A 17,803-nucleotide genomic window follows, 5' to 3' on the forward strand; every position below is an offset into this window, starting at 1 on the left:
TTATATTTTGCGTTATTGAATATGGAAACCGCTAAATTTGGATCAAATTCTTTCTTTGGGGTAACTTTTTACTCCTGAACCAGACCACTTTACCTTATCGCTGCACCAAGGCGGTGCGAATCGGCCTCGCCCACGGCAAATTGGCGTGCCTATGCGGCGGTTTTCGAGGCCGCCAGGCCATACGGAATTGTGATGTAGCCATAGCGCGCGCTTATCTTTATACCCAAATCGTGTTACGGGCGCATGACGGCATCGTCGCGGCGGTTGCGTTTTTCACGCCGGCAATTCAGCGTGCCCAGCACCAAGCCCTGCGGATCGACCGTATCGAGATGCACGTCGAAACCCCACAGGCGCGCCACGTGTTTCAATACCTCCGTTGCCTGCTGGTTCAGGGGGCGGCGCAGGAATTGCGTGTGGCGCAAGGTCAGCGCGCGGTCGTCGCGCGTGTTGACCGACCACACCTGGATATTCGGTTCGCGGTTGCCCAGGTTGTATTGCTCGGCCAGCTGCTGGCGCACATAGCGGTAGCCGGCTTCGTCGTGGATGGCGGAGATGGCCAGCTTTTCATTCTTGTCGTCGTCGAGCACGGCAAAGAAGTGGAACTCGCGGATCAGGCGCGGCGACAGGTATTGGGCAATGAAGCTTTCATCCTTGAAATTGCGCATGGCAAAGTCCAGGCTCTTGCGCCAGTCGCTGCCGGCCAGGTCGGGAAACCAGGCGCGGTCTTCGTCGGTCGGATGCTCGCAGATGCGGCGGATATCGCTCATCATGGCAAAGCCCAGCGCATACGGATTGATGCCGCTGTAATACGGGCTGTCGATCGGCGGCTGGTATACCACGTTGGTATGGCTTTTCAGGAACTCCATCATGAAGCCGTCGCCGACCACGCCTTCGTCATACAGCTGGTTCAGGATGGTGTAGTGCCAGAAGGTGGCCCAGCCCTCGTTCATGACCTGGGTCTGGCGCTGCGGATAGAAGTACTGGGAAATCTTGCGCACGATGCGCACCATCTCGCGCTGCCACGGTTCCAGCAGCGGCGCGTACTTCTCGATAAAGTACAGCAGGTTTTCCTCGGGCTCGGGCGGGAAGCGCGGCGCGGCCTTGCGCTGCTCATCCTCGTCGTCCTCCTCGTCGCGGCGCGGCAGGGTGCGCCACAACTGGTTGATCTGCGACTGCACGTATTCTTCGCGTTCTTTCTGGCGCGCATATTCTTTCGCCATCGACAGCTTGGCCGGGCGCTTGTAGCGGTCCACGCCATAGTTCTGGATCGCATGGCAGGAATCGAGCAGCAATTCCACCGCGTCCACGCCATGGCGCTGTTCGCATTCGGCGATATAGTTCTTGGCAAACACCATGTAATCGATGATGGCGTCCGCATCGGTCCAGGCGCGGAACAGGTAATTGCCCTTGAAGAAGGAGTTGTGGCCATAGGCCGCGTGCGCGATCACCAGCGACTGCATGGTCAGGCTGTTTTCCTCCATTAAATAAGCGATGCACGGGTTCGAGTTGATGACGATCTCGTAGGCCAGGCCCATCTGGCCGCGCTTGTAGCTTTTCTCGGTCGACAGAAAATGCTTGCCGAACGACCAGTGGTTATACGACACCGGCATGCCGACCGAGGTGTAGGCATCCATCATCTGCTCTGCCGTGATCACTTCCAGCTGGTTGGGATAGGTGTCGAGGCCGAACTGTTTGGCCACGCGACGGATTTCCTCGTGGATCTGCTCGATCAGCTCAAACGTCCATTCGGACTGTTCGGGCAGGGCGTTCGGGTGGCGGAGGCGAACGAAGGGTTCGGCATGCGGGGTGGCGGCGCTGGTCATCATTTCACCTGTTTCTTGAACAGTTCGCGGAAGACCGGATAGATATCGGCCGGCGTAACGATCTTTTGCATGGCGAAATGGGCGTGGTGGTCGAGCACGCCCGCATATTGTTCCCACAGGTTCTGCTGCGGGCCGTCGGTGATTTCGACGTAGGTGTAGTACTGCACCTTGGGCATGATGGTGTTGATCAGCAACTGGCGGCACAGCACGGAATCGTTGTCCCAGTTGTCGCCGTCGGACGCCTGCGCCACATAGCTGTTCCACTGGCCGCCGCCGTAGCGCTCCTCTATTATAGTGTTGAGCAAATTGAGGGCCGATGACACCACCGTGCCGCCCGATTCGCGCGAGTTGAAGAAATCGTGCTCGTCGACCTCGGACGCGGCCGTATGGTGGCGGATAAAGACCACGTCGATCTTGTCGTAGGCGCGCTTGAGGAACAGATACAGCAGGATGAAAAAGCGCTTGGCCGTATCCTTGCGCGATTCGTCCATCGAACCCGAGACGTCCATGATGCAGAACATCACCGCCTGCGTCATCGGCTTGGGCACCTTGATGCGGTTGCTGTAGCGCAGGTCGAACGGGTCGATAAAGGGTATCGCCAGCAGGCGCGTGTGCAGGTGGTGGATCAGCCGGCGCAATTCGATCACGTCGCCGTCTTCTTCCGGTACGCCATCCTTGAGCATCTGCGCCAGCTGTTCCTCGGCCAGCGCCAGTTGCTTGCGCGAGCCGCCGCCGACGGCGATGCGCCGCCCCAGCGCGCCGCGCAGCGAGCGCAGCACGTGGATATTCGATGGCGTGCCCGACATATTGTAGCCGGCACGCTGGTTCTTCAATTCGGTGGTGGCCGTCAGCTGGGTCTTCACCATGTGCGGCAATTCCAGGTCTTCAAAGAAGAAGTTCATGAATTCTTCGCGCGACAGCTCGAAGATGAAATCGTCTTCGCTGGTTTCCTCGCTGTTGCCGGCCTTGCCGCGGCCACTGCCGCCGCCGCCCTTGGGCCGGGCGATCTGATCGCCCTTCAGGTATTCCTTGTTGCCGGGATTGACGACTTCCCAGACGCCGCCATGCGCGTGGCCAAACGCCGGTTCGCCCACGTCCTTGACGGGGATGGTGACCTTCTCGCCATTCTCGACATCCGTGATCGAGCGCCCCTTGATGGCGCGCCCCACGGCATCCTTGATCTGGCCCTTGTAGCGCCGCAAGAAACGCTCGCGGTTGACGGCGGACTTGTTCTTGCTTTGCAAGCGCCTGTCGATGAGGTAAGTCAAAGCGTGCCTCCTTCACTTGTCTTGCGCGCCGTGCCGAAGCCGGCGCGCCCCGCTATCTGCTAGGACGACTTGCGTACGCGCAAGTACCACTCGCATAACAGGCGTACCTGCTTGGCCGTATAGCCTTTTTCCACCATGCGGGCCACGAAGTCGGCGTGCTTGTTGGCATCGTCGGCGCTGGCCTTGGCATTGAAGGAGATCACCGGCAGCAAGTCTTCCGTATTCGAGAACATTTTCTTTTCGATCACGGTGCGGAATTTCTCGTAACTGGTCCAGGCCGGATTCTTGCCGCCGTTCGAGGCCCGCGCCCGCAAGCCGAAATTGACGATCTCGTTGCGGAAATCCTTGGGATTCGAAATACCGGCCGGCTTCTCGATCTTTTCCAGCTCGTTGTTCAGCGACTCGCGGTCGAAACTTTCGCCGGTGTCCGGATCGCGGTATTCCTGGTCCTGTATCCAGAAGTCGGCGAACGTCACATAGCGGTCAAAGATGTTCTGGCCGTATTCGGAATAGCTTTCCAGGTAGGCCGTCTGGATTTCCTTGCCGATGAATTCCACGTAGCGCTGCGCCAGGTGTTCTTTAATATACGAGAAGTAGCGCTGTTCCAGTTCCGACGAAAACTGTTCGCGTTCGACCTGCTGTTCCAGCACATATAACAGGTGCACCGGATTGGCCGCCACTTCGGAATTGTCGAAGTTGAAAACTTTTGAGAGGATCTTGAAGGCGAAGCGCGTCGACAAGCCGTTCATGCCTTCGTCGACGCCGGCATAGTCGACATACTCGTGCATGGACTTGGCCTTCGGGTCGGTATCCTTGAGGTTCTCGCCGTCGTACACCAGCATCTTGGAAAAGATGCTGGAATTCTCGGGGTCTTTCAGGCGCGACAGGATGGCGAACTGCGCCATCATGCGCAGGGTGCCGGGTGCGCATGGCGCCTTGACCAGCGAGGAATTGGCCACCAGCTTGTCGTAGATCTTGATCTCGTCGGACACGCGCAGGCAGTACGGCACCTTGACGATATAGATACGGTCGAGGAAGGCCTCGTTGTTGCGGTTGTTTTTGAATGTCTTCCATTCCGATTCGTTCGAGTGGGCCAGGATGATGCCGTCGAACGGTATCGCGCCAAAGCCCTCGGTGCCCTTGTAATTGCCCTCTTGCGTGGCCGTCAGCAGGGGGTGCAGCACCTTGATCGGCGCCTTGAACATCTCGACGAATTCCATCAGCCCCTGGTTGGCCAGGCACAGGCCGCCCGAATAACTGTAGGCGTCCGGGTCATCCTGGGCATAGTCTTCCAGCTTGCGGATATCGACCTTGCCGACCAGCGAGGAAATATCCTGGTTGTTCTCGTCGCCCGGTTCGGTCTTCGAGATGGCGATCTGTTTCAGCACGGACGGGTAGCGCTTGACGACGCGGAACTGGTTGATGTCGCCATTGAATTCATGCAGGCGCTTCACGGCCCACGGGCTGGGGATATTGCGCAGGTAGCGGCGCGGGATGCCGTAGTCTTCCTCGAGGATGGTGCCGTCCTCTTCCTCGTTGAACAGGCCCAGCGGCGACTCGTTGACGGGCGAGCCTTTCAGGCAATAGAAGGGCACGTGTTCCATCAGCGACTTGAGCTTTTCGGCGATCGACGACTTGCCGCCGCCGACCGGTCCCAGCAAGTACAGGATCTGCTTGCGCTCTTCCAGTCCTTGCGCGGCGTGGCGGAAATACGAGACCACTTGCTCGATCACTTCCTCGGTGCCGTAGAAGTCGCGGAAGGCGGGGTAGATCTTGATCACCTTGTTGGCAAAGATGCGCGACAGCCGCGTGTCGTTGCGCGTATCGATCAATTGCGGCTCGCCGATGGCCGCCAGCATGCGTTCGGGCGCGCTGGCGTAGGTCAGCTTGTCCTTCTTGCACAGGGCCAGGTATTCGGTGAGCGACATTTCCTCTTCACGGGTGCGCTCGTAGCGTGCTGCGTAGTTATCAAAAATGGTCATGTTCAATGTCCTTTAATGTAAAACCAATCTGCCAGTCACCATGTCAGCCGGCCCGGCAGTCGCCCCGGCTCGCTGCTTGCATATTCATTACCCCGTGTTCGATTGTTATTGTTGTTCAAGCCCGGCTGTCTTTGCCAGTCCGGATTGCCCGGACCAAAAAACTGGCGCTTGATGCCATACGCTGACGTGGCCAGCTGGCTTATTTTCATGTGCTGATAGCGCTTGATGCACCTACCTTTTCCCCATGAAATTAATTATTGCTCTAAAGGATCAGGAAGTCAAAAGATAAGTCGTAATATCTTTAATACTTGTTTGTAAATTGTTGATTTAATTGAATAAAATCAAAAAAACCACAGCCATTTTACTCAACTTTTCCGCCCTTTTACGATCATCATACGACAATTCAAGCACATGCGCCGACCGGGTCGCGGCGGCGGCGCCGGTGGCCCGCGCCATCTTGCGATAAACTGCGTGCATGTTTGATGACGCAGCGCCGCGACCCCGCTCCATGGCGCGCCTGCGCCAGCATTTTTTCTTCGCCCCCTACAAGGAACACCTCATGATAAACGAGCCATTGCGCGCGATCGTACGCGGCATGCCCAAAGCCGAACTGCATATCCATATCGAAGGCTCGCTGGAGCCCGAACTGATTTTCGCACTGGCCGAACGCAACGGCGTGCCGCTGGGCTATGAATCCGTGGAACACTTGCGCAGCGCCTATGCCTTTACGGATTTGCAGTCTTTTCTCGATATTTATTACGCCGGCGCAAGCGTGCTGTTGAAAGAGCAGGATTTCTACGACATGACGCGCGCCTATCTGCAGCGCGCCGAGGCGGACAATGTCTTGCACACGGAAATTTTCTTCGACCCGCAAACGCACACAGCGCGCGGCGTGGCGATGGCCGACGTGATCAATGGCATCCACCGCGCCTGCCAGGACAGCCCCGTCAGCGCCAGCCTGATCCTGTGCTTCCTGCGCCACCTGAGTGAAAAGGAAGCGTTCGAGACCCTGGAAGACGCGCTGCCCTACCGCGACAAGTTCATCGGCATCGGCCTCGATTCGTCGGAAGTGGGCAATCCGCCCGAAAAATTCTCGCGCGTGTTTGCCCGCTGCCGCGAACTGGGCCTGCACCTGGTGGCGCATGCCGGCGAAGAAGGCCCGCCGGCGTATATCCGCACCGCGCTCGACGATTTGCAGGTCGAGCGCATCGACCATGGCGTGCGCTGCCTGGAAGACGCGGAACTGACGGCGCGCCTGGCGCGCGAGCAGATCGCGCTGACCGTCTGCCCGCTGTCGAACACCAAGCTGCGCGTGTTCGACCAGATGCACGACCATAACCTGGCCGAGCTGCTGGCCGCCGGCCTCTTGGTCACCGTCAACTCGGACGACCCGGCGTATTTCGGCGGCTACATGAACGACAACTTCGACGCCATCTTCGACGCGTTGCCGTTGGACCTGGCGCATGCGCGGCAACTGGCGCGCAACGGCTTTATTGCCGCCTTCCTGCCGCAGGCGGAAAAGGATGCTTTCCTCGCCACCGTCGATGTGTATTTTGCGCAACACGCGCCACACTAACCTCGCATAAAGACCCGCCGCCATGCTCCGCCTTTCCCTCAACATGACCGGGCGCGACTGGCGCGCCGGGCAATTGCGTTTCCTGCTGGTCGCCCTGATCGTGGCCGTCGCCGCGCTGTCGGCGGTGGGCTTTTTTGTCGACCGCCTGCGCTCGGGCCTGAACCGCGACGCGCACCAGCTGCTGGGGGCCGACCTGGTCATCAGCGCCGACCAGCCCGTCAGCGCCGCCTGGCGTAGCGAAGCCGAACGGCGTGGCCTGGTGCTGGCGGACACGGTGACGTTTCCCAGCATGGCGCAGGCGGGCGAGGGCGAGCAGTCGCTGTCGCAGTTGGCCTCGATCAAGGCCGTATCCAACGGCTATCCGCAGCGCGGCAAGCTGAAGATCACCACCAGTAGCAGCGAAGCGCTGGACGCCGTCGGCAAGCCGACCAGCGACATCCCTGCGCCCGGCACCTTGTGGGTCGATGCGGCGATCTTGTCCGCCCTGAACGCGAAACTGGGCGATACCTTGAAGCTGGGCGACAAGCGCTTTACCGTCACCCAGCTGATCGCCAGCGAGCCTGACCGCGGCGCGTCCTTCCTGAACTTTGCGCCGCGCGTGATGCTGCCCCTGGGCGACCTGGCCGCCACGGCGCTGGTGCAAACTGGCTCGCGCGTGTCGTACCGCCTGCTGCTGTCGGCGCCGGCCGGCAAATCAGCCGATATCGCCAGCTACCAGGCCTGGGTGGAACAGCAGATCAGCAAGCAGGCCATCAAGGGCGTGCGCGTCGAATCGATCGAATCGGGCAATCCGCAGATGCAATCGACGCTGGACCGCGCCGACCGTTTCCTGTCGCTGGTGGGCCTGCTGTCGGCGATGCTGGCGGCGGTGGCCGTGGCGATGGCGGCGCGCCGCTTCATGCTGCGCCACCTCGACGCCTGCGCCATGCTGCGCTGCCTGGGCCTGACGCAAAACCAGGTCACGGCCATGTATGTGATCGAGTTCCTGATCGTCGGCCTGGTCGGCAGCGTGATCGGCGTGGCGGTCGGCTACGGAGGCCACCTGGTGCTGCTCGAATTGCTGGGCAAACTGGTGCAAAGCGACCTGCCGCCCGTGTCGATGCTGCCGGCCCTGCAGGGCGTGGCCACCGGCATCCTGTTGCTGCTGGGTTTTGCGCTGCCACCGATCTTGCAACTGCGTAATGTGCCGCACAACCGCGTGATCCGCCGCGAACAGGCGCCGCCGCAGGCATTGGCGCTGGCCACCTATGGCCTGGGCATCGCCGCCTTTGTCGTGCTGCTGCTGTGGCAGGCGGGCGACGTGACCCTGGCGCTATTGACGGCGGCCGGTTTCCTGGGCGGCTTTGCCCTGTTCGGCCTGGCCGGCTGGCTGGGCCTGAAGTCCCTGAAAAGCCTGCGCGGCCTGGTCAACCATCAAAGCTGGCGCTTTGCCGTGACGTCCCTGCAGCGCCGTCCCGGCGCCACCGTGATCCAGGTGGTGTCGCTGGCGCTGGGCCTGATGGCCTTGCTGCTGCTGACCGTGGTGCGCGGCGACCTGATGGTGGCCTGGCGCGACGCCACGCCGTTTGATGCGCCGAACCGTTTCATCATCAATATCTTGCCGGAACAAAAAGAGCCGATTGCCGCGCGCCTGGCGCAGGCCGGCGTGCTCAATGCGCCCCTGTATCCGATGATACGCGGGCGCCTGGTGGCGGTGAACGGCAAGGCGATTACCGACGACACCTACCAGGATGACAGGGCGAAGCGCCTGGCCGACCGCGAATTCAATCTGTCGACCATGGCGCGCATGCAAGAGCAAAACAAGCTGGTCGCCGGACAATGGTTCAGCGGCAAGCCCGGCGCGCCGGCCGAAGCATCGGTGGAAGAGGGCATCGCCAAGACGCTCAATTTGAAACTGGGCGACAGCATGCGCTTCGATATCGCCGGCCAGCCGGTGGAGGCGCGCGTGACGAGTTTGCGCAAGCTCGAATGGGGTTCGATGCGCGTCAATTTCTTTGTCATTATCAATCCGGAAGCGATGGCGGACACGCCGCAAACCTGGATCACGGCGTTTCATTTGCCCGCCGCGCACGGCGACCTGGGCAACGCGCTGACGCGTGATTATCCGAACCTGACGGTGGTCGACGTCGGCGGCATCTTGAAACAGATCCAGGCGGTGCTGGACCAGGTGGTGACGGCGGTCGAATTCCTGTTTGCGTTCACCCTGGCGTCGGGCCTGCTGGTGCTGTATGCCGCGCTGATGGGCTCGCAAGACGAGCGCACCCGCGAGGCGGGCCTGCTGCGCGCGCTGGGCGCCACCCGGCGCCAGCTGGCGCAGGCCCAGTTGATCGAATTCTCGCTGGTGGGCGCGCTGGCCGGCTTGCTGGCCGCGTCCGGCGCGGCCGCCATGGGCTGGGCGCTGGCCACGTACCAGTTCAAGTTCGCCTGGAGTTTCGCGCCCGGCGTGTGGGTTTTCGGCCTGCTGGCCGGCGCCCTGTGCGCGATCGCCGGCGGCTGGCTGGGCCTGCGCGGTGTCCTGAAACATCCGCCACTGCAAACCCTGCGCGAAAGTTAATTGCTTCAGGCGGCCAGGCTTTCCCTGGCCTGCGCACGCAGGAACTGCGCATGCGACAGCACCGGCTGGCCCAGCTGGTGCGCCGGCAGGTCGAACAGGGCCCAGTAGTAGGTTTCGTGGCCCGCGCAGACGGTGGGCGCGGCGCAGTAGCGGAACCAGTTTTCGCCGATGCTGGCGCTATACATGCCGTCGCTGTCGGCATCGGAAAAATACGGGATCACGCGCCTTTCCAGCAAGGCCAGCAGCAGCGACTCGGGCGCGTCGCTGTCGCGCGCCATTTCGTATTGCGTATGCAGGCTGCGTTCCGTTTCGATCACCATCAGCCGGGCCTGGCCCTCGCGCGTGAAAAACAGGATGCCACCTGGGTTGGGAAAGATATAGTGTTCGACAAAGCCATGGCGCCGGCACAGTTCCAGCACCACCGCCGCCATCGCCTCGTCCTGCAGGAACTGGTAGTCGTGCAGCACCAGCAGGTCGCGCACCGTGTCGGACTGCTGCAGGAAGAATTCGCGCTGCAGTCCGGCGATTTCGTGTTCCAGGATATCGAGCGCATTGTCGTCGCTCTTCTTGATGTAGCGGTCGATCAGGCCCCGGTTGAAGGCGGTGACCGCCACTTTTTCATCGGCCGCGCCCGTGAACAGAATCTTCTTGCACGGCAGGTCGCGCACGGCCTGGCAAAATTCCAGGCCATTCATCTGCGGCATCGAGTAGTCGACCACCAGCACCGACGGCGTGGCAAAGCGCTGGGGCCGGGCGCTGATGCGCCAGATGCGCTCGATGTCGAGCGCCACATTGCATTGGTCGGGCGGCAGGTTCTGCGTGTCGAAGTTGACGTGCAGCGGGGTCTCTCCCTGTTGCGTGCTGTGGCGCAGCCAGTGCAGGGCCGCGCTGGTGTCGTGGAAGGTCTTGCGCGCCAGCGCGGGATCGAGCTGGAAGGCCAGGCTTTTCAGGAAGGAATCGCTGTCGTCGATCAGGACGGTCAGGGTCGGATGGGTGTGGACGGGCAGTATCATGCGTCACCTTGCTCGGTGGGGGGAAGGAAAGCGGCTGGGTACGGGTTGCGCAAATTCCAGCACGAAAATGGCATACGCGCCGTCGCGCGACACGCAACTGATGCGGGCATGCCAGGCTTGCAGGATTTGCCGGCACAGGGCCAGGCCGATACCGCTGCCGTTGTGCGCGGGATAGGAATAGAAACGGTCGAAGATCAGCGGCAGGCGGCTGGCGGCAATGCCGCAGCCGGTGTCGATGAACAGCAGGCGCGGCACGGCCCGCTTGCCGTCGATCACGATGCGCACGCGGCCCTTGCCGGCGCGCTGGATCGCTTTCAGGGCGTTGCGCAGCAGGTTCAGCAGGATCACCACGGACAGTTCCGCCTGGCCTGGAAAATGGAAATCGGCGCGCAGGTCGACCGTGACGAGGGCGCGCTGGGCCGCGCTGACAAAGGGGTAGCGCCTGAGCACGGCCGTCACGGTGTCGTGCATGCCGACCGATTCGTTCGCTTCGAGCCGGCTGCTGACGGCGCTGGCGCTGAGCAGGAACAGGTCGATCATGTGGTGCATATGGCGCACTTCGAACTGGATGCGCGCCAGCGCGTCCTGGCAGGCGGCGGCGCCCTCGGCATCGGCGCTGGCATGGGCGTCGGCATCGGCACGGCGTGGCAGCAAACGCTGCAGGCCGCGCACATTGGCCTCGACGCTGACCAGCGGCGTGCGCAGCTCGTGCGCCACGCTGCCCAGGCCGGCGGCCAGGCCGGCCAGCTTTTGCTGCGTCCCCACATGGCGGCTGACCTTGACCAGCGACAGCACGACGATGGTAAACCAGTGTACCGGCAGTTGCTGCATTACCTGCCTGTCGAGCAGGAAACCCGGATCGCCCAGCACGGCAAACACCGCGCAGGCCAGCAGCGTGCCGCTCAGGTAAGCCAGCGCGGCGATGCGGGTGTCGAAGTGGAACAGTACCACCAGCGCCACCAGCAGCGAGTGCAGCCACAAGGTCGACGCATGGTTCATCAGGAACATCAGGGTAAAGAAAAACGGCAGTTCGAAGGTCAGGCCGACGAACAGATAGACGCTGAACCAGGTATTGCTGAAGCGGTGGGGAAACAGGGCCGGCAGGAACATCAGCGCGGCCATCACGCGCAAGGCCGGCGATTCGTATTCCTGTGGGAAATGGTAATGCCACAAGGTGTAGTACAGGGGCATGCCGAGTGCGCCGCAAAAGGCCAGCAGGCGCACCTGGGCGCGGCGCGCCGGCATATGTTCGATGGCGTCATGGAAATGCAGAAAAGGCTGGAGCAGCCGGCCTTGCCACGGTTTTCCAGCGGAGGACTGCGCATGCGTCATGGTATGGGGCCGTGTTTACTTGTGGTAGATCAATACCATATGATCAGGCCGTTTCCAGTTGAACAGATCGCTATCTGTAGCGGTGTTGAGATACATCAAACTCATAGGAAATGGCTCGCGCATGTTGGATGCGGTAGTTCCCATCCCAACTTTTCAAGGAGTCATCATGTCGCCAGCCCTTTCCTCCTTCTCCACCGTCGCTGCCGCCACGGCCGAACAGCAAATGCCGGCCTTTGTCCGCGCGCGCATGGACGAACACTATGTGGAGCGCATCGAAAAGCTGCTCGGTGGCGAGCACTTGCACCAGTGGGTAGCCATGCCGGCCGATGCGGTCATGCTCGCCGGCAATGATTATCTGAATATCGCCGGCGAACCGGCGCTGCTGGCGGCGCAGGCGAGGGTGCTGCAAGGTGGGGGCGCGATGCTGATGTCGTCCGTCTTCCTGCAGGAAGGCAGCCGCCAGCACCGCCTGGAGGATAAGCTGGCCGATTTCCTCGGCAGCGAAGCGTGCGTGCTGGCGCAGTCGGGCTGGGCCGCCAACGTCGGCCTGCTGCAAAGCCTGGCCGGCCCCGGCATCCCCGTCTATCTCGACATGCAGGCCCATGCGTCGCTGTGGGAGGGCGTGCAGTCCGCGCAGGCGGTGGCCGTGCCGTTCCTGCATAACGACTGCGCCCATCTGCGCCGCCAGTTGGAACGCCATGGTCCGGGCATCATCGTGGTCGACGCGCTGTACAGCACCAATGGCAGCGTGGCGCCGCTGCTGGAGATGGTGGAGCTGGCGGAAAGCAGTGGCAGCATGCTGATCGTCGACGAATCGCATTCGCTGGGCACGCATGGACCTGAAGGAGCGGGCCTGGTGGCCGGACTGGGGCTGGCCCACCGCGTCCATTTTCGTACCGCGTCGCTGGCCAAGGCGTTTGCCGGGCGCGCCGGGTTGATCACCTGCTCGTCGCACTTCAAGGGCTATTTCCTGTCCGCCTCGCGCCCGGCCATTTTCAGCTCCTGCCTGCTCGAGCACGAGCTGGCATGGTTCGACGCCGCACTCGATTTCATCCGCGCTGCCGATGACCGGCGCGCCGCGCTGCGCCAGCACAGCCTGCATCTGCGCCAGGGCCTGCTGAAACTGGGCTACAACGTCAGCGACGGCACGGAGCAGATCATCGCGCTCGAAGCGGGCAGCGAGCCGGACACCCTGGTGCTGCGCAAGGCGCTGGAACGGCATGGCATCTACGGCGCCGTGTTTTGCGCGCCGGCCACGCCGAAAAACCGCGCGCTGGTGCGCCTGACCTTGAATGCCCTGCTGCGCCAGGACCAGGCGCAGCGCCTGCTCGACGCCTGCGCGGCGATCCGTGATGAAGTGGGCCTGGCGCGCTGGCCGTCGACGCGGCGCTTGCGCAAGCTGGCGCTGGTGTAAGCGCCGCGCCACCCGGGACGGCGGCCGGCCGCTTGCGCTATCATGGCGGCCATGACCGATACCACTGCCCCCACCCTGTACGAGACCATCGGCGGCGCGCCCGTGCTGCGCCAGATGGTCGACCGCTTTTATGACCTGATGGAGCTCGAGCCCGAGTTTGCCGGCATCCGCACCATGCATCCGCCGTCGACCGAAGGCTCGCGCGACAAGCTGTATTTCTTCCTGACGGGATGGATGGGCGGGCCGGACCTGTATATCGAACAGTTCGGCCACCCGCGCCTGCGCGCGCGCCATTTGCCGTACGCCATCGGCACCAGCGAGCGCGACCAGTGGCTGCGCGCCATGGCCTGGGCCATGGAAGACACCGGCATCGAAGAATCCCTGCGCGTGCGGCTGATGGAATCGTTCTACCAGACCGCCGACTGGATGCGCAACAAGCCCGACTGACCCCATGACCTCGCTCGAATTCTATGTGCTGCTGGGCGCCGTCGCGGCCGTCATCGTGTTGCTGGTGCCGCTGCTGTTGCGGCCACGCCCTGGCGCAGGCACCGATGGCGCCACCACCCTGGCGCTGGTGCAGCAGCACCAGGCGCAAAGCCTGGAACGCATCGACCGGGTCGAACGCGAAGTACGGCTGCAGCTGCAGGCATCGGCGCAGGCGACGCGGCAGGACCTGGCCGCCGGCCTGGCGCAATTCCAGGCCGCCACCCTGCAGCAGCTCGACAGCCTGCGCACGCAGATACAGGCGCAAGGCAAGGTCGGACGCGAAGAACAGGCGCAAAGCCTGGCGCGCTTTGCCGACAGCACCAACCAGACCCTGGCCCAGCTGACCGAGTCGAACGCCCAGCGCATGCTGGAAGTGCGCGCCACGCTGGAAAGCAAGATCCGCGATCTGCAAGCGGACAACGGCGCGCGCCTGGAGGAAATGCGCAAGACGGTCGATGAGAAGCTGCACGCCACCCTGGAGACGCGCCTGTCCGCCTCGTTCCAGCAAGTGTCGGAACGGCTGGAAAAAGTCCATCAGGGCCTCGGCGAGATGCAGCAGCTGGCGCTGGGCGTGGGCGACCTGAAGCGGGTGCTGACCAACGTCAAGACGCGCGGCACCTGGGGCGAAGTACAGCTGGAAATGCTGCTGGAGCAAGTGCTCACCGTCGATCAGTATGCGAAAAACGTGGAAACCGTGCCGGGCAGCGGCGCCAGGGTCGAGTTCGCCCTGAAACTGCCGGGCCTGGTCGATGGCGGACCGCCCGTGTGGATGCCGATCGATGCGAAGTTCCCGAAAGAGCAATATGAACGGCTGGTCGAGTCGGCGGAACGGGCCGACGCCGAGGGCGTGGCCCTGGCCGGGCGCGAACTGGAACGGGCCGTGCGCGGCGAGGCAAAAACCATCGCCGACAAATACCTGCTGCCGCCGAACACCACCGATTTCGCCATCCTGTTCCTGCCGACCGAAGGCCTGTACGCGGAAGTGATGCGCCGGCCGGGGCTGGCCGACGACCTGCAGCGCGTGCACCGGGTCAGCATCGCCGGGCCGTCGACCCTGTCCGCCTTGCTCAACAGCCTGCAGATGGGCTTCAGGACGCTGGCGCTGGAAAAACGCTCGTCGGAGGTGTGGCAGGTGCTGGGCGCCGTCAAGACGGAATTCGGCAAGTTCGGCGAGGTGCTGTCGCAAACCCGCTTGACCCTGGAAAAAGCGGCCAGGAATATCGAAAGCGCCGAAGTGCGCAGCCGGCAGATGGCGCGCAAGCTCAAATCGGTGGAAGCCTTGCCTGGCGACACGGCAGCCCTGCTGCTGGGTGCGGCCGGCGAAGGCGCCGCCGGCGACGGCGAGTAAAACCTTACTGTTTCTTGCGGCGCCGTACGCCGCAGACGATGCAGGCCAGGCCGGCCAGCAGCATGGCCCAGGTCTGCGGTTCGGGCACGGCCGGCAGGATAGTCGGCTCGACCGGCAAGCTCGGCACAATCGACTGAGGCTGGATATAGCCCGGGCCACCGCTACCCTGTGGCACGCCGCCGCCGGACGTGGCCGGTGCAGTGCTGGCGAAGCGCACCGGCTCATCGTGCACGAACGGTGTATACCTGGCCACCGGTGGCAGCGCATCGCCGATCGACACGCCACCGCGCAAGGCGTCGGGATTGTCCCACATGGGCGGGCCTTCCTCGGGGCCGCCGATGGTGACGACGCCCGAGCGCGCCGCGCCACCCGCACCGGCGGGAGCACCGGCGCCACCCACGCCACCGGCGCTGCCGCCGCGGGGCGCGCCGCTGCCCGCTGGCGATATGCGGCTGACATTGCGGCAGATGGTCGGCACCAGGATGCATTCCCCCTGCACGCAGTAGACCAGGCCGCGTTCTTCCATCTTGTCGCTCCAGCCCGCGCGCGTGACATTGCGGCAGACGCGGCCCTGGCCGAAGTGCATCTCGGTGATGCGTGCATCGTAATACTGCTTGCCGCGGATGGTATCGCGGCTGATCACGACGATCTCATCGTACTGGCGCGCGCGCATGCGCTGCTTCAATTGTTCGCGCACCGCCGGCGCGATATCGGTATAGCGGTCGACGGCGGCCACCACGTCGCCCATGAAGGGATCGGCGCCGGGGCGGTCCCAGCTGCAGTCTTCCACGTCGCCGCGCAGCTTGCCTTTGGCCTGCGCGTCGGCGGGTGTGCCCGCGAGAAATAGCACACCGAACATCAACCATGCGCCCAGCAGGCAGGCGCGATGGAGAGCCGCAATCGAAGGTGCTGTCAGTTTCTTGTACGAAATCATGTCAAATAAACCTTTCCGATGAAAATTGATGTTATCAGCGGAGAAATTTAAATGATGGTAAATAAATATAATAATTACAATTAGTATTGTAATTATTTACATTAATGTGCGATAGCGTACGGCCGTGCATCAGCCCGCCATCTGGAAGTGCAAGTAATTGTTTTTGTTGGGAAATTAATCCTGCGCGCGATGGCGCGCAGGACGCAGGAACGTGCGCTGGCTAGACCAGGCCGTGAAACAGCACGATATCGACCAGCTCGCCAGCTGCCACATGGCCTTGCCGTGCATGCAGCACGATCATGCAGTTCGCCTGGGTCATCGAACTCAGCATGCCCGAGCCTTGCGCGCCCGTCACGCGCACCTGCTGGCGGCCGCTGGTGTCGCGCTCGACGATGCCGCGCTGGTACTCGGTGCGGCCGCGTTTCTTGCGGATCGCCGCCTGCGCCGGCACGCTGACCAATGGCAGGGCTTCGGCGCTGGCGCCCATCATGCGCAGCAGGGTGGGGCGGGCCAGGAAATAAAAGGTCGCCATCACGGCCACCGGATTGCCGGGCAACCCCAGCAGCAGGGCCGAGTGGCCATCGGCGTGGATTGTGCCGAAGGCCATCGGCCGGCCCGGGCGCATGTTGATTTGCCAGAATGCCACCTTGCCCAGGCGTGCCAGGATGGCGCGCGTATGGTCGGCCGCGCCGCTCGATACGCCGCCCGAGGTGATGATGACATCGGCCTTGGCGCAGGCGCCGCGCAGGGCCGCTTCCAGCGCATCGGGCTGGTCCTGCACGCTGCCCATGTCGAGCGGTTCGCAGCCCAGACGCTCCAGCATCCCCAGCAGGGTATAGCGGTTGCTGTCGTAGATGCTGCCGGCCGCCAGCGGCTCGCCCGGCTGGCGCAATTCGTCGCCGGTGGAGAAAAACGCCACCCGCAGCCGCCGCCGTACCGGTACTTCTGCAATTCCCAGCGACGCCAGCAGCCCAAGTTCGGCCGGCCCCAGGCGCTTGCCTTGCAGCAGTGCCGGCTGGCCCTGCATCAGGTCTTCGCCCTTGAAGCGGCGGTTGTCGCCCGGCTGGATCGCATCGGGGCGCACGGTGATTTGCTGCTCGTTGGCCTGCAGCACCAGTTCCTGCGGCACCACGCTGTCGCAGCCGGGCGGCATCACGGCGCCCGTCATGATGCGCGCGCATTGGCCCGCCAGAATCGCCACCGTGCCCGGCCGTCCGGCCAGGATGGTGTCGACCACCGCCAGGGTCACGGGCGCGTCGCCCGCCAGGTCGGCGCCATGCAGGGCGTAGCCATCCATGGCGGAATTGTCGTGCGCGGGCACGCTGATCGGCGAGATGATGTCGGTCGCCAGGATGCGCTCCAGCGCCTGCGCCAGCGGCAGGTTTTCCGTTTCCGCGATGGGCGTGGCGCTGGCGGCCAGCAGCGCTTGCGCCATGTCGACCGACATGCCGCCCGCCTCCAGGCTGGCCAGGTCGTCGGGCGTATTGATATTGCGAAATGCGTCCGCCTCGTCGAACAGCACTTCGGCCAGCTTCAGGCCGCCATGCCAGGCGCCGACCCGGCGCTCGCCGCTGGCGAGATACGCATCAAGCTGGGGCAGGGCGGAAGCCTTGACCAGGCAAAACACGGGATGGCGGCGGCGCTGCGGCGCACCGCCGGCGGGATCAGGCTCTTCGGTGACGGCGATCGCCAGGTCGGCATCCTGCGCCAGCAAGGCGGCCGCCAGCCGGCTGGCCAGGTCTGGCGGCAGCAGCGGCGAGTCGCATGGAACCGTCAGCAGATAGGGCGTGCCGGCGCGGCGCAGCCCGCTTTGCAAGCCGGCCAGCGGGCCGCAGTGGTCGCCCAAATCGTCGGGCCAGATGGGCAGGCCGAAGCCGGTGTAATGTTCATGGTGATCATTGACATTGAAGGCCAGCGGCCCGACCTGCGGCGCCAGGCGCTGCAGCACGTGCTGCGCCAGCGGCTGGCCGTGCAGCGCCAGCATGCCCTTGTCCTGTTGACCCATGCGCGTGCCCAGGCCGCCGGCCAGTATCAGGCCGGTAATATCTTGTTTCGCTATCATGCGGATGCTTG

General features: G+C 63.2%; 12 protein-coding genes. 5 read left to right on the plus strand and 7 right to left on the minus strand.

The genetic code is table 11. From position 1 onward, the window contains the following. Positions 1 to 233: 233 nt before the first annotated feature. The 3 genes from ACP7B7_RS00275 to ACP7B7_RS00285 are packed head-to-tail and all read right to left on the minus strand — an operon-like array spanning position 234 to position 5,073. A complete protein-coding gene (locus ACP7B7_RS00275) occupies positions 234 to 1,823 on the minus strand; it encodes a SpoVR family protein (protein WP_426075604.1) in 1,590 nt (529 codons plus the stop codon). Continuing rightward, positions 1,823 to 3,091, minus strand: coding sequence for a YeaH/YhbH family protein (locus ACP7B7_RS00280; RefSeq protein WP_426075376.1), 1,269 nt, complete (start codon positions 3,089 to 3,091; stop codon positions 1,823 to 1,825). Before ACP7B7_RS00280 ends, ACP7B7_RS00275 begins: the two co-directional genes overlap by 1 nt. 59 nt (positions 3,092 to 3,150) lie before the next feature. Then, a complete protein-coding gene (locus ACP7B7_RS00285) occupies positions 3,151 to 5,073 on the minus strand; it encodes a PrkA family serine protein kinase (protein ID WP_426075377.1) in 1,923 nt (640 codons plus the stop codon). 559 nt (positions 5,074 to 5,632) lie between these two features. On the opposite strand from ACP7B7_RS00285, the gene ACP7B7_RS00290 reads away from it, so the two are divergent. Further along, the gene (locus ACP7B7_RS00290) at positions 5,633 to 6,649 is read left to right on the plus strand and encodes an adenosine deaminase (protein ID WP_426075378.1); all 1,017 of its coding nucleotides are present in this window, start codon (positions 5,633 to 5,635) and stop codon (positions 6,647 to 6,649) included. A 22-nt stretch (positions 6,650 to 6,671) separates the two neighbouring features. Next, entirely contained in the window at positions 6,672 to 9,203 is a 2,532-nt protein-coding gene (locus tag ACP7B7_RS00295; RefSeq protein WP_426075379.1) for an ABC transporter permease, read from the plus strand. A 5-nt stretch (positions 9,204 to 9,208) separates the two neighbouring features. Here the strand turns inward: ACP7B7_RS00295 and ACP7B7_RS00300 are convergent, their stop codons facing one another. Together ACP7B7_RS00300 and ACP7B7_RS00305 are read right to left on the minus strand one after the other, a co-directional pair. Continuing rightward, a complete protein-coding gene (locus tag ACP7B7_RS00300; RefSeq protein WP_426075380.1) occupies positions 9,209 to 10,216 on the minus strand; it encodes a response regulator in 1,008 nt (335 codons plus the stop codon). Between the two features lie 3 nt (positions 10,217 to 10,219). Beyond that, on the minus strand, positions 10,220 to 11,548 hold the full coding sequence (locus ACP7B7_RS00305; protein WP_426075381.1) for a sensor histidine kinase: 1,329 nt from the start codon (positions 11,546 to 11,548) through the stop codon (positions 10,220 to 10,222). A 166-nt stretch (positions 11,549 to 11,714) separates the two neighbouring features. Here ACP7B7_RS00305 and cqsA point away from each other — a divergent pair, with 166 nt between their 5' ends. Genes cqsA through rmuC form a run of 3 tightly spaced genes read left to right on the plus strand, consistent with a single transcriptional unit; the run spans position 11,715 to position 14,796 of the window. After that, positions 11,715 to 12,962: an alpha-hydroxyketone-type quorum-sensing autoinducer synthase gene (gene cqsA / locus ACP7B7_RS00310; RefSeq protein ID WP_426075382.1), complete on the plus strand. Its 1,248-nt coding sequence runs from the start codon at positions 11,715 to 11,717 to the stop codon at positions 12,960 to 12,962. 51 nt (positions 12,963 to 13,013) lie between these two features. Continuing rightward, positions 13,014 to 13,409: a group II truncated hemoglobin gene (locus ACP7B7_RS00315; protein WP_308924874.1), complete on the plus strand. Its 396-nt coding sequence runs from the start codon at positions 13,014 to 13,016 to the stop codon at positions 13,407 to 13,409. A 4-nt stretch (positions 13,410 to 13,413) separates the two neighbouring features. Next, entirely contained in the window at positions 13,414 to 14,796 is a 1,383-nt protein-coding gene (rmuC, locus tag ACP7B7_RS00320) for a DNA recombination protein RmuC (protein ID WP_426075383.1), read from the plus strand. A gap of 4 nt (positions 14,797 to 14,800) precedes the next feature. Here rmuC and ACP7B7_RS00325 read toward each other — a convergent pair whose 3' ends face one another. Further along, positions 14,801 to 15,655 carry an MHFG family PEP-CTERM protein gene (locus ACP7B7_RS00325; RefSeq protein ID WP_426075384.1) on the minus strand — a complete coding sequence of 285 codons (855 nt, stop codon included), beginning with the start codon at positions 15,653 to 15,655 and terminating at the stop codon, positions 14,801 to 14,803. 295 nt (positions 15,656 to 15,950) lie between these two features. After that, positions 15,951 to 17,792 carry a gephyrin-like molybdotransferase Glp gene (glp, locus tag ACP7B7_RS00330; protein ID WP_426075385.1) on the minus strand — a complete coding sequence of 614 codons (1,842 nt, stop codon included), beginning with the start codon at positions 17,790 to 17,792 and terminating at the stop codon, positions 15,951 to 15,953. Positions 17,793 to 17,803: the final 11 nt, after the last annotated feature.

Source organism: Janthinobacterium sp. PSPC3-1, assembly GCF_049896105.1.
GTDB lineage: Bacteria > Pseudomonadota > Gammaproteobacteria > Burkholderiales > Burkholderiaceae_D > Janthinobacterium.